Genomic DNA, 12,295 nt, shown 5'->3' on the forward strand with positions numbered 1-12,295 from the left:
AATCTGAAATGGCAAAAAGCCATGGGAACAATGACGGGGAAACAATGCGGACATCCGGATTTGCGAACGGATTTATCTGGGAAATAACGAAATGGGTGAAATTCAAAACAACAATAAAATTCCAACATTAGCCTATGGGGCAATTCTCACAATCGATCTTGATGCCATTGTCGAAAATTACAACACGATAAAAAAAATGGTTGCTCCGGCACAAAGTGCTGCCGTTGTCAAAGCTGACTCCTATGGCCTTGGTGCAAAAAAAATAGCGCCTGTGCTTTATGAAGCAGGATGCCGGTTTTTCTTTGTAGCAGAACTTGTCGAGGCATTCCGGCTCAAAGATCAATTGCCGACAGATGCTTCCATTGCTGTTTTGAATGGCATTTTACCGGGGGCTGAAAAATTAACGGCAGAAGCCGGAATCATACCGGTTCTGAATTCATGGGACGCTATTCTTGACTGGCAAAGATTATGCGCGAGTAAAGCAAAGCGTTTACCCGCAATCATCCAGATTGACACCGGCATGTGCCGCTTGGGGCTTGATAATAGCGAGCTTTACCGCCTTGTCGCCGACCCGTCGATTTTTAACGACGCGGATATAAAATTGGTCATCAGCCATTTGGCGAAAAGCGACGAGGAAAATAGCCCTGCCAATCCTGCCCAGCTTGAAGCAATGAAGAAGGCCCTTGAAAAACTTCCGGCTTCAAAAGTTGCACTTGCTGCTTCGGGTGGAATTTTCTTGAACACCGATTATCATTTCAACATGGTTCGTCCCGGAATTGCCCTTTACGGTGTAGACCCGCTCGGCAAAAGCCCGACGGCAATCAAACCGGTTGTCAGTCTTGATGCCCATGTCATCCAGACACGCCATGTTCCCGCTGGTTCGGCAATCGGCTACGGCGGAACATTTATAACCGGACGGCCAAGCACGATCACAACAATATCGGTGGGCTATGCCGATGGTTGGCTAAGGTCACTCGGCAATAAAGGTTCGGTTTATTTCAAAGGAGAGCGCGTGCCGATTATTGGCCGCGTTTCAATGGATTCAATTACACTCGACACCACCCATCTTGGTGAAAATGCACCAAAAGCCGGTGATCTTGTCGAATTGATCGGCAAACACCAATCGCTTGACGATGTCGCACGCGATGCCGGCACAATTCCTTATGAAATTCTAACATCGCTCGGTCATCGTTACGAGCGCATCTATGTGAAAAACCGCGAGGGAAATAAAAAATGAAAGTGCTTGTTCTGGGAAGTGGTGTCGTTGGTGTAACCTCGGCTTGGTATCTCAACAAAGCAGGCCATGAAGTCACGGTCATTGATCGCGAAGAAGGGCCTGCATTGGAAACAAGCTTTGCCAATGCCGGTCAGGTTTCTTTCGGATATACAACCCCCTGGGCACAACCGGGGCTCACCCTCAAAGCATTGAAAATGATGCGGCAGGCCAATCCGCCACTTATTATTCACCCGACTTTCAGCCTCGACCAGATGAAGTGGCTCTTTGCAATGTTTATCAATTGCAATGAAAACCGGTACAAGAAAAACAAATCCCTGATGGTGCGCGTCTCCGACTATGCCGCCAAATGCCTTCAGGAATTACGCGAAGAAACATCTATCCATTACGACGAACGCATGAAGGGCACAATCCAGCTTTTCCGCGATCCCCACCAGCTTGAAGCGGCAAACAAGGATGTCGAAGTTCTCAAAGCCGATGGCATTGCTTATAAGATGCTCGATAGTGCCGGTTGCGTTGCCGCAGAACCCGGATTGGCGCCGTTAAAAGATAAAATCGTTGGTGGATTACAAACGCCTGAAGATGAAACCGGCGATTGCCAGATGTTTACAACCAAACTTGCAAAGCTCGCGGCCGATAAAGGGGTTGAATTTTCCTATAATACAGTAATCAACAAACTTCATGTTGAAGGCGGTAAAATTACCGGCGTTGAAACGTCACGCGGCGTGATGAGTGCCGATGCCTATCTCGTCTCGATGGGGTCTTTTACGCCTTTTCTTATTCGTGATCTTGGACTTCATGCGCCAATCTATCCCGTGAAAGGCTATTCCATCACCGTGCCGATTACCGACGAGGCGAAAGCGCCGGTTTCAACTGTTATTGACGATATTTACAAAGTTGCTGTTACAAGACTGGGTAACCGTATCCGCGTCGGCGGCATGGCAGAAGTTTCAGGCTATGAAATTAAGCTCAGTGAACCGCGTTTGAAAACCTTGCAAGAAGCTTTGGAAATGATGTTTTCCGGCTCCTATGATAAAGACTTCAAGCCTCAGCTCTGGTCGGGGTTACGGCCGGTGACGCCCGATAGTGTTCCGATTATCGGTAAAACAAAATATGAAAACCTGTTTATCAATTCCGGACATGGTACTTTGGGTTGGACAATGTCGACCGGAAGCGGCCATCTGATTGCCGATATTATCAGCGGCAACAAGCCCGAAATTGACCCGACAGGACTGGACATCAGCCGGTATCAATAATTTGTCGAGAAATTGACTAAAAAATGCGCTGCAACAGCCTTCTTCCAAAAGAAGAAATTGTTGCAGCTTTTTATGTGCGCTCTATCCGGTTGAGCTTTTCTGGCTCATGAATTGCATTTTGGGGTTTAAGCGTTTCGCCTTTAGGGGGCTATTCGCTTCGGATTTCCTGTTCCGTCCGGTTATCCGGTTTTTCCGTTTCGGACGTTTGTTTGGGATGTATTCCGCTTGCTTACTCTTTTTCAGTGCTTGACCTGCCCGTTATCTTTTAAAACTTTACTCTTCATCTCTTCCGGAACGTCCGGAAATTTTATGAAAAATAAACAGAGATAGACGAGGAGAAAAGCCCGTTGCTTTCATCTTCCCGATTCGGCTATTTCAACGAGTGTTCTACATCATTGCGGCAGCGCCGAAGATGGCGCCCCAAAAGCCTGTAGAATAAAAAACCGAATAAAAAACCGGCCGAAGCCGGTTTTTTTTAACGATAATTGGAAAGTGGCGGACAGGAACAAATGAGGTGCCTGTCACCGGCCACATTATCAATGCGTGAAACCGGCGGCCAATATTTATCTGCCGGATCCTGAGCAGGATCGGGAAGTGCCGCAATTTTGCGCGAATAAGCATGTGACCAATTGTCATCAATGGTATCGACCAGAACATGCGGCGCATTGACGAGCGGATTATCATCCTTCGGCCAGACACCCTCACCCACTTTTTTGGCTTCTTCGGAAATGGCAAGAAGGGCGTTGCACAGCCTGTCAATTTCCGATTTCGGTTCGGATTCTGTCGGCTCGATCATCAATGTTCCGGGAACCGGAAACGACATCGTCGGAGCATGAAAGCCATAATCGATCAGACGTTTGGCCACATCGTCGACAGTGATGCCGTAATTATCCTTGAGGACACGCGTATCGACAATACATTCATGCGCAACACGCCCTCTTTTTCCTTTATAAAGAATCGGATAGGACACAGAAAGCTGTTCTGCAATGTAGTTTGCATTCAAAATTGCGTTTTCGGTCGCAAGTTTCAGCCCTTCGGCGCCCATCATACGGATATACATCCATGTGATTGTGAGAATTGAAGCGCTGCCGAAAGGTGCTGCCGAAACGGCATGGCTTGTCGAAAACAGTGCGTGACCGGGAACGAAAGGTTGAAGATGTTTTGAAACACCGATCGGTCCGACACCCGGACCACCACCGCCATGGGGAATGGCAAAAGTTTTATGCAAATTCATGTGGCAGACATCCGCGCCAACATCAGCCGGACGGGCAAGAGCAACCAGCGCATTAAGATTTGCACCGTCAAAATAGACTTGCCCGCCATTCTCATGAATAATCTTGCAAATCTCTTTGATACTTTCTTCATAGACCCCGTGGGTTGACGGATAGGTAATCATCAAAGCAGCAAGATTGTCTTTGTGTTCGACGGCTTTTTTGCGCAAATCCTCGACATCAACGTCACCGTCACCCAGACAATCGACCACAACCACTTCCATACCGGCCATATGGGCCGAAGCCGGATTTGTGCCATGGGCAGAAGCCGGAATAAGACAGATATTGCGATTATGTTCGCCATTTTTGTCATGATAGCGGCGAATAGCAAGAAGACCGGTATATTCACCTTGTGCGCCGGAATTGGGCTGGAATGAAATGGCACTGAAGCCGGTAATTTCACACAACCATTTTTCAAGTTCGGAAATAAGTTGCTGATAGCCGCGACTATCGGCCTTCGGAGCAAAGGGATGAAGATTTGCAACCTTCGGCCAGCTCAAAGGCATCATCTCGGCAGCCGCATTCAATTTCATGGTGCAGGAGCCGAGCGGAATCATAGCGCGGTCAAGTGCCAGATCCTTGTCGGCAAGGCGGCGCAAAAAGCGCATCATTTCGGTTTCCGATTGCACAGCATGGAAAAACGGCTGGCTTAAAAAAGAACCATCGCGTTTTTTGCCCAAGAGTTTCGACGGGGCTTTATCACTAAGCGTTGCACCGAAAAGCTTGGCAAGTGCTTTTGCGTCTTCTTCATCGGAAAGTTCATCAAAATTGATCGAAACGGTATCCTTGTCGATAACGCGTATGAGACGGCCATCACTTTCCGCTTTTTGTTGCAGTTCATCCGCTTTGCCGGAAACATTCACGGTTACACAATCGAAATAATGCTCACCGGCAAGAGAAAAGCCCGCATCTTTGACACTGTCACCGAACCGGCTGGCAAGATCATGAACGCGATTGGCAATTGCCTGCAAACCTTCCGGACCATGCCAGACAGCAAAAGCTGTTGCCATATTGGCAAGGAGTGCCTGAGCAGTACAAATATTTGACGTTGCTTTGTCGCGGCGGATATGCTGTTCACGTGTCTGCAAAGCAAGACGATAGGCAACCCGCCCTTTGGTATCAATCGACTGTCCGACAATGCGCCCCGGAATCATACGTGTCAGGGCTTCGGATACCGCCAGATAACCGGCATGTGGACCGCCAAATCCCATTGGAACGCCGAAACGCTGCATCGAGCCCACAACCATATCGGCTCCCCAAAGGGCAGGCGCTTCCATGATTGTCAAAGCCAGAGGATCAGCGACAACGATAACCAATGCACCTTTTGCTTTGGCCTTTTTGATAACATCGCTATGATCGATAAAACGCCCCTTTGTATCGGGCCATGGCAAAACGATTGCCGCTGTCTTGTCGGTAATCTCGCTCTCTAACCCGATCTCGTAACCTTGCGTTTCAGCCCTTGTCTGGGCTACCGCCAAAGTTTGCGGGTGAAGTTCGCCAAACACAGAAATCGCGGTTTTTTTATTGCGCGAAAAGCGCACCGCAACGGCGTTTGCTTCGGCAAGTGATGTCGCCTCATCAAGAAGCGAGGCTGCCGCAATCGGCAAGCCTGTCAATTCGCAGACGAGAGTCTGGAAATTGAACAACATTTCAAGCCGCCCCTGACTGATTTCTGCCTGATAGGGAGTATAGGCAGTGTACCAGGCCGGATTTTCAAAAAGATTGCGTAAAATAACAGAGGGAACAAAAGTGCCATAATAGCCCTGTCCGATAAAGCTTTTATGGAGGCGGTTCTGTTCCATCATGTTGTGGAGCTCATGAAGAGCTGCCCCTTCACTTACAGCTTTTGGCAATTGAAGCGGGTGTTGAAGCCTGATTGCGTTCGGCACTGCCTGCTCGACCAGTTCCTCAAGAGAACCGAGCCCCAATTTATGCAGCATTGCCTTTGCCTCTTCGGGCCGCGGCCCGATATGACGTGATGAAAATGGAAGTTCCTGCATTTTATTATCCAATCATTGCGATATAGCCGGCTTCATCCATCAGGTTATCAAGCTGGCTTGCGTCGGAAATTTTCATCTTCCACAACCAGCCTTCTTTTTCTGCCTTCTGGTTAACGAGTGCCGGATCATCGCTCAAAGCTTCGTTGACTTCGCTAATTGTGCCATCAACCGGTGAAAAAACATCGGATGCAGCCTTGACCGATTCGACAACAGCAACAGAGTCGCCCTTTTTGACAGTGCTGCCGACTTCCGGCAATTCGACGAAAACAAGGTCGCCAAGCTGCTCCTGAGCATGGTTTGTGATGCCGACCGTTGCAAGATCACCATCAAGACTGATCCATTCATGATCTTCGGTGAAATACAGTTTAACCATGTGTTTTATCCTTTAAAATAACGATGTTCGACAAAGGGAAGTGTGTGGACAACAAGCGGTATTTTCTTACCGCGAACTTCTGTTTCAAGTTCGGTTCCGGCTTTTGCTAGGTCGATTGCAACATAACCCATTGCAACCGGACCATTGAATGATGGTCCGAAACCGCCTGATGTAACGTGACCGACAAGTTTGCCCGACTTGTCAAAAATTTCTGCACCGGCGCGCACCGGCTGGCGTGTTTCCGGCATCAAACCGACGCGGCGGCGTGTTGCACCATTTTTCAACGCTTCAAGAAAAGCCTTGGCACCGAAAAATTCACCCTTTTCACGCACCGGTTTGGTGACAGCCCAGGTAATTGCCGCTTCGACCGGATTGGTTTTTGCGGTGATGTCATTGCCGTGGAGGCACAAACCCGCTTCAAGTCGCAGACTGTCACGTGCGGCAAGGCCGATCCATGTCACGCGCGGGTCGCTCAACAGTTTTTCGGCAAGTGCTTGAGCTTCATTAACCGGTAGGCCGATTTCAAATCCATCTTCGCCGGTATAGCCCGAACGTGTCATAAACCAGTTTTTCTTCGGCTCGAAACCATGCATGAACTGAAGTTCATTTCCCGGTAAACCTGCTTTTTTGATGACATCGGCAGCTTCTGGCCCTTGTAACGCCAAAAACACGCGTTCAAGCGGTTCGATAGTGCAGTCAAACCCGTGGGAGCGTTTTTGAAGTTCGGCAATGTCGGCGTTCGCATTACCGGCATTGGCAACAACCATGAAACGTTTCTCGCCAAGGCGGGTGACAATGAGATCGTCAAGGATGCCCGCCTCTTCATTCAAAAGATAGTTATAACGTGACTGGCCGATTTGTAGTGCTTCGGCGTCAAGCGGCAGAGCTTTTGACAAAAAGTCGGCTGCACCATTTCCTTCAACCAGTATCAGTTTCATATGAGAAATATCGAACAGACCCGCATGGGCACGTGTATGCAAATGCTCTTTCATAACACCGAGCGGGTAAGTGAGCGGCATGTTCCATCCGGCAAAATTGCCGAATTTGGCTCCGGCTTTTTCATGCATATGAAAAAGCGGCAAAGTTTTAAGGTCTTCTTGAGAGTTGCCCATAAATTGCTCCGAGGTTGCGCCAATAGATACACAATGTATCTATTTCACACCCCTCTGTCTTGAGCCTGAGAGACTTGTGGAAAGCTCTTCCCTCCACTTACACCTTCGGCGCGGGATAAACCCGACTTTCCAGAGCTGTCTTGATCTTTTTACGGTTCCTTGTGCCTGAGAGATTACGGGCTGTTTTCCCCTTCGGCGGCCAAAACACGGTTGACTGTATTTTTACACTCTCCCGCAAAAAGATGGGAAAGGTTAATTTACCCCTCCCTGACATGGCACCGGTTCTAGCCGATCTTCAAAGTGAAGTCATCCTCAAAAAATCATTTCCCCCGACTAAGTCGGAATATTTAGCCTATATGTTTATGACAATTAATTGTGATAATCACTGTAAAGCCGTTTTGTTTTTGTAATTTTCTAATGATTGATCTTGCTGCCAAGATAAAATCCCAAAGCTGTCGCGAAAAGACAAAAGACGACAGAAACAATAATATTGAAAAAGGCCTCACCGACTGCGCCTTTTTTCAAAAGTTCGAAGCTTTGCAAGCTGAAGGAAGAAAAGGTTGTAAAGCCGCCGCAAATCCCCACCATGACAAAGAGCCGGATGTTCTCGCTCACCGGCCATTTTGCCTCTGCAAGAGTGATAACGCCAAAAAACGCGATCACAAAAGACCCGACAATATTGATAAGAATTGTTCCCCATGGCAGATTTTTACTGACCGGAACCATGAGGAGCGATAACCAGTAACGTAAAACTGTGCCCAGTACACCGCCAAAAGCCACCCATAATGTTGCAGTCATCGGATAATCTCCTTAAAGGAAGGAAAACTATTTCAATTCGAGCATCAAATAAAATGCCGACATAAAAATTTCATGCCATAAATTAACATGACGATTTAAAACAGAATGCCCAAAAAAACAAAATAAAGGACTAAAAATGCCAGCAGGAAAACAGGAATTATTGGATTTTCTAAAAACACTTGGCATTCATGTCAAAACAACAACCCATCCGGCGGTCTTTACCGTCAAAGAAGGTGAAAATATTAAACAAAATATTCCCGGCGCCCATACCAAGAATCTGTTTCTGAAAGATAAGAAGGGGCATTATTTTCTGGTGACACTCGGCGCCCATTCGGTTGTCGATCTTAAACATCTTCATGATAAAATCGGTGCATCGGGGCGCCTTTCCTTTGGCAGCCCTGAAAAACTTTCCGAATATCTCGGCCTTTATCCGGGGGCTGTCAGCGTTTTCGGCCTGATAAATGACAAAGAAAATCATGTGACATTTATTCTTGATAAGGCCCTTTATGATCACCCCGTTATCAATTGCCACCCGATGACCAACGAGGCGACCACATCGATTGCGCGAGAAGATCTTGTAAAATTTGTTCGCGCCACGAATCACGAACCGCTTATTATTCAGGTTTCAGAGGAAGAGGGTTGAAATTCGTACCCAAAGGCACGATTTTGAGAATAGAAACGAATAGACATTTCGTAAGAAACAGGACTTGATAATGAGTGACAATCCTTTTGCGCCACAAGGCGGGCAAATGAATGCAAATGTAAATTTGGCCAATCAAACAGGCGGGGCAGATAATTCTGTCATCAAGGATACAACAACGGCCGATTTTTCAAAGGATGTTCTTGTCGAATCAAAAAAACAACCTGTTATCGTTGATTTTTGGGCAACATGGTGTAACCCGTGCAAGCAATTGGGGCCTGTTCTTGAAAAAGTTGTTAAGGCGGCGAAAGGCGCTGTCAAACTCGTCAAACTTGACATTGACAAACATCCGGCCATTCCCGGCCAGATGGGAATACGCTCTGTACCTGCGGTCATTGCTTTTGTTGATGGCCACCCAGTTGACGGTTTTATGGGGGCAGTGCCGGAAAGCGAAGTCAAGAAATTTGTTGCAAAACTAACGGGTAACGAAAAAGAAGCAGCAATTGACGAAGCTTTGGAGACAGCCAATGAATTGCGCAAAAGTGGCGATGTGACGGGGGCTGCCACTTTTTATGCGCAAATTCTGAAACAGGCACCCGATAACGTCACGGTTATTGCCGCTTTTGCCGATATGCTTGTCGAACATGGTGAACTTGATCAGGCAAAAGGCATTCTCAAAGCTGTGCCGGATGCCAAAAAGTCTGACCCTGCCATTCGCGCTGTCGAAGCGAAAATTGCCCTTAAAGAGGAAACCGCAAAATTGGGCGACCCGACGGCATTGAAAAAACGCATTGCCGAAAATCCGAAAGATTATCAGGCGGCCTATGATCTTGCTCTTGTTTATAATGCTGAAAACAAACGGGATGAAGCAGCCGATTTGCTGCTCGGTATCATGAAAGCGGATAGAACGTGGAATGATGACGGCGCAAGAAAGCAATTATTGCAGTTTTTTGAAGCCTGGGGCGCAATGGATCCGGCGACATTGACCGCGCGTAGAAAACTGTCATCATTATTGTTTTCTTGATGATGTGCTTTTATGCTCCCCTCAAGATTTCACCACTATCGGGACGATAGAAATATATCTCCTCAAGATTTTGTAACCTGTTATGGCTCTGGACGATAAAAGACAATGAAAGCTGGAAATGCCCACTATATTCAGGTGAAAGACCTGCCCGACGAAATCGGTCTGTTTCCGCTCGAAGGGGTTCTGCTTTTACCGAATGGCTATTTGCCGCTTAATGTTTTCGAGCCGCGTTATCTTGAACTTGTTGAAGATGCAATAAAAGGTAACCGGTTGATCGGCATTATCCAGCCGGAACCGGAACCAAAGAATCCGGAAAAGCCGGAGCTTTATAAAACCGGCTGTATCGGCCGCATTACAAGTTTTGCCGAAACGGGAGATGGTCGGCTGATGATCGGCTTACAAGGTGTTTGTCGTTTCAAACTTGAAAAAGAAATTGCAAGTGACAAACCTTACCGGATTGCCAAAATTACGATTGATGAAAGTGACCTCGTCGAGCAACCGGATGCAGGCGATAAAATCAATCGGGAAGAGCTTCTTGATACTTTTGAAAAATTTCTTGATGCCCACCAAATGGAAGCCGATTGGGATTCGATCATGCAGGCACCGACAGAATCGCTTGTCAATGCGCTCGCTATCATGGCGCCTTTCGGCACTGCCGAAAAGCAGGCACTTCTTGAAGCACCCGATATTGTTGCCCGTGCTGCGACCCTCGTTGCTTTGACAGAACGCTCGCTCATGGAACACAATGGCGATGATAAACCGCTCAATTGAACGTCGTTAGCCGTTAGCGGTTTGAAGGATTGGACGTGGATTGATGGTCAAATATACTACCGACCCGAAAATGCTCGAACTTCTGGTCTGTCCGGTAACGGGCGGAGAGCTTCACTTTGACAAAGAAAGGCAGGAACTCGTTTCCAAAAAGGCGCGGCTCGCCTTTCCCATTCGTGACGGTATACCGATTATGCTTGCATCCGAAGCGCGCCCGTTGGAAGAAAACGAAATATAATTTTCCAAAACCTTGTTTCGCTTTCCAAAGACCATGCTATAACGGAAATTATGGTCACATTATTCCAATTCATGCGGGTGATCCTTTATATTGTTATAAAGAACGATATTGTTAGGACGTTTGGAATTTTGTTGTCCGATTGTTTTGATTATTTGAGAGGGCACAATCATCATGGCTTCCAGAAAACTCTTTCTTCTTCCCGGAGATGGAATCGGCGTTGAGTCGATGGCCGAAGTTAAAAAAATCATTGCTTATATGGATAAAGAACTCGGGCTTGATTTCGAGTGTGAAGAAGGGCTTGTTGGCGGATCGGCTTATGATGCTTATGGCAGGGCCATTTCGGAAGAAGATATGAAACGGGCTTTGGCAGCCGATGCTGTGCTTTTTGGTGCTGTTGGGGGCCCGAAATGGGCAAAGGTTCCTTATGAGGTAAGACCCGAAGCGGGATTGTTGCGGCTGCGTAAAGATCTCGGCCTGTTTGCCAATTTGCGACCGGCCATTTGCTACCCCTCGCTTGCGTCTGCCTCGTCGCTCAAACGTGAGCTTGTTGACGGGCTTGATATATTGATTGTACGCGAGTTGACAGGTGGCGTCTATTTTGGCGAACCGAAAGAAATTATCGACCTCGGCCATGGGCAAAAACGCGCAATCGATACTCAGATTTACGATACTTACGAGATCGACCGCATTGCAAGAGTTGCTTTCGACCTTGCCCGCACCCGCAGAAACAAAGTGACTTCTCTTGAAAAACACAATGTCATGAAAACCGGCATTCTCTGGAACGAGGTCGTTACGGAAGTGCACGACAAAGACTATAAGGATGTAACGCTTGAACATATGCTGGCCGATTCCGGCGGCATGCAATTGGTGCGCGCGCCCAAGCAGTTCGATGTTATTGTAACCGATAATCTATTCGGCGATATTTTCTCCGATATTGCAGCCATGCTTACAGGGTCGCTCGGCATGTTGCCTTCTGCCTCTCTGGGCGAAGAAGACAAGAAAACCGGTAAACGCCATGCGCTTTACGAACCGGTTCATGGCTCTGCTCCCGACATTGCCGGAAAAGGCATTGCCAATCCTATCGCAATGATAGCGTCACTTGCTATGTGCCTGCGCTATTCTTTCCTCATGGGTGCGGAAGCCGACCGGTTGGAAAAAGCGATTTCTGCCGTTCTTGATGATGGTGTACGCACAGCCGACATTTATTCGGAAGGCATGAAAAAAGTTTCCACCAGTGAAATGGGTGATGCCATTTTGCAAAAGTTCAAAACGATGGTTGCTTGAAACCGGCTTTCCTGACAGGATTAATGAATAGACTTTCGTGAATAAAACTTGACCGGATTAAAACCGGTCAAGCTCGAATGCTGCCAAAAACATTTATCAATTTGTTCTTTGAATGAAGATCAGTCCCGAAAAGCGGTGGGAAAACACCGCTTTTTGTGCATTTCTAAAGGGCTCTATTGCAATTGGATATTGAACACCCGATTTTATAGGCATTGAAAATGCCGAAAGTTTTTGCTGCTCAAAACTTCCTCTTTCAATTGCGTGAAATTCAAGCTTTGTTGAGGAGAAAAATTTTGT

The 12,295-nt window shown here is 47.3% G+C and carries 11 protein-coding genes and 1 riboswitch; of the genes, 7 read left to right on the top strand and 4 right to left on the bottom strand.

The annotated features are described in order from the left end of the window. The first annotated feature begins 91 nt into the window (after positions 1 to 91). Positions 92 to 1,237 carry an alanine racemase gene (alr, locus tag H3S82_RS10620; RefSeq protein WP_198233021.1) on the top strand — a complete coding sequence of 382 codons (1,146 nt, stop codon included), beginning with the start codon at positions 92 to 94 and terminating at the stop codon, positions 1,235 to 1,237. After that, a complete protein-coding gene (locus H3S82_RS10625; RefSeq protein WP_198233020.1) occupies positions 1,234 to 2,490 on the top strand; it encodes a D-amino acid dehydrogenase in 1,257 nt (418 codons plus the stop codon). Before alr ends, H3S82_RS10625 begins: the two co-directional genes overlap by 4 nt. Before the next feature lie 475 nt (positions 2,491 to 2,965). On the opposite strand, the gene gcvP is transcribed toward H3S82_RS10625, so the two are convergent. From gcvP to crcB, 4 genes are all read right to left on the bottom strand, one after another. After that, a complete protein-coding gene (gene gcvP / locus H3S82_RS10630) occupies positions 2,966 to 5,761 on the bottom strand; it encodes an aminomethyl-transferring glycine dehydrogenase (RefSeq protein ID WP_198233019.1) in 2,796 nt (931 codons plus the stop codon). Between the two features lie 4 nt (positions 5,762 to 5,765). Further along, the gene (gene gcvH, locus H3S82_RS10635) at positions 5,766 to 6,134 is read right to left on the bottom strand and encodes a glycine cleavage system protein GcvH (protein WP_198233018.1); all 369 of its coding nucleotides are present in this window, start codon (positions 6,132 to 6,134) and stop codon (positions 5,766 to 5,768) included. A 5-nt stretch (positions 6,135 to 6,139) separates the two neighbouring features. Beyond that, positions 6,140 to 7,246, bottom strand: a complete 1,107-nt coding sequence (gene gcvT, locus H3S82_RS10640) for a glycine cleavage system aminomethyltransferase GcvT (protein ID WP_198233017.1) — start codon at positions 7,244 to 7,246, stop codon at positions 6,140 to 6,142. A gap of 44 nt (positions 7,247 to 7,290) precedes the next feature. Beyond that, positions 7,291 to 7,389: riboswitch (glycine riboswitch) on the bottom strand. Between the two features lie 271 nt (positions 7,390 to 7,660). After that, the gene (gene crcB / locus H3S82_RS10645) at positions 7,661 to 8,044 is read right to left on the bottom strand and encodes a fluoride efflux transporter CrcB (RefSeq protein ID WP_198233016.1); all 384 of its coding nucleotides are present in this window, start codon (positions 8,042 to 8,044) and stop codon (positions 7,661 to 7,663) included. Between the two features lie 136 nt (positions 8,045 to 8,180). Between crcB and H3S82_RS10650 the strand changes: the two genes are divergently transcribed. The 5 genes from H3S82_RS10650 (at position 8,181) to leuB (ending at position 11,998) form a co-directional block, all read left to right on the top strand. Continuing rightward, positions 8,181 to 8,687 (top strand): prolyl-tRNA synthetase associated domain-containing protein, encoded by a 507-nt coding sequence (locus tag H3S82_RS10650; RefSeq protein WP_198233015.1) that lies wholly within the window; start codon positions 8,181 to 8,183, stop codon positions 8,685 to 8,687. A 70-nt stretch (positions 8,688 to 8,757) separates the two neighbouring features. Continuing rightward, positions 8,758 to 9,708, top strand: a complete 951-nt coding sequence (gene trxA / locus H3S82_RS10655; RefSeq protein WP_078040028.1) for a thioredoxin — start codon at positions 8,758 to 8,760, stop codon at positions 9,706 to 9,708. Positions 9,709 to 9,813: 105 nt separating this feature from the next. Further along, complete coding sequence (locus H3S82_RS10660) at positions 9,814 to 10,479, top strand: LON peptidase substrate-binding domain-containing protein (RefSeq protein WP_198233014.1); 666 nt, start codon at positions 9,814 to 9,816, stop codon at positions 10,477 to 10,479. Positions 10,480 to 10,522: 43 nt separating this feature from the next. Next, entirely contained in the window at positions 10,523 to 10,714 is a 192-nt protein-coding gene (locus tag H3S82_RS10665) for a Trm112 family protein (protein ID WP_078040030.1), read from the top strand. Positions 10,715 to 10,885: 171 nt separating this feature from the next. Continuing rightward, positions 10,886 to 11,998, top strand: a complete 1,113-nt coding sequence (gene leuB, locus H3S82_RS10670; protein ID WP_198233013.1) for a 3-isopropylmalate dehydrogenase — start codon at positions 10,886 to 10,888, stop codon at positions 11,996 to 11,998. The last annotated feature ends 297 nt before the right edge of the window (positions 11,999 to 12,295 follow it).

Source organism: Bartonella sp. M0192 (genome assembly GCF_016102305.1).
Classification (GTDB): domain Bacteria; phylum Pseudomonadota; class Alphaproteobacteria; order Rhizobiales; family Rhizobiaceae; genus Bartonella; species Bartonella apihabitans.

Coding starts and splice junctions, on each gene's coding strand:
- alr (WP_198233021.1), top strand. CDS start 92: ATGGGTGAAATTCAAAACAACAATAAAATTCCAACATTAGCCTATGGG.
- H3S82_RS10625 (WP_198233020.1), top strand. CDS start 1,234: ATGAAAGTGCTTGTTCTGGGAAGTGGTGTCGTTGGTGTAACCTCGGCT.
- gcvP (WP_198233019.1), bottom strand. CDS start 5,761: ATGCAGGAACTTCCATTTTCATCACGTCATATCGGGCCGCGGCCCGAA.
- gcvH (WP_198233018.1), bottom strand. CDS start 6,134: ATGGTTAAACTGTATTTCACCGAAGATCATGAATGGATCAGTCTTGAT.
- gcvT (WP_198233017.1), bottom strand. CDS start 7,246: ATGGGCAACTCTCAAGAAGACCTTAAAACTTTGCCGCTTTTTCATATG.
- crcB (WP_198233016.1), bottom strand. CDS start 8,044: ATGACTGCAACATTATGGGTGGCTTTTGGCGGTGTACTGGGCACAGTT.
- H3S82_RS10650 (WP_198233015.1), top strand. CDS start 8,181: ATGCCAGCAGGAAAACAGGAATTATTGGATTTTCTAAAAACACTTGGC.
- trxA (WP_078040028.1), top strand. CDS start 8,758: ATGAGTGACAATCCTTTTGCGCCACAAGGCGGGCAAATGAATGCAAAT.
- H3S82_RS10660 (WP_198233014.1), top strand. CDS start 9,814: ATGAAAGCTGGAAATGCCCACTATATTCAGGTGAAAGACCTGCCCGAC.
- H3S82_RS10665 (WP_078040030.1), top strand. CDS start 10,523: ATGGTCAAATATACTACCGACCCGAAAATGCTCGAACTTCTGGTCTGT.
- leuB (WP_198233013.1), top strand. CDS start 10,886: ATGGCTTCCAGAAAACTCTTTCTTCTTCCCGGAGATGGAATCGGCGTT.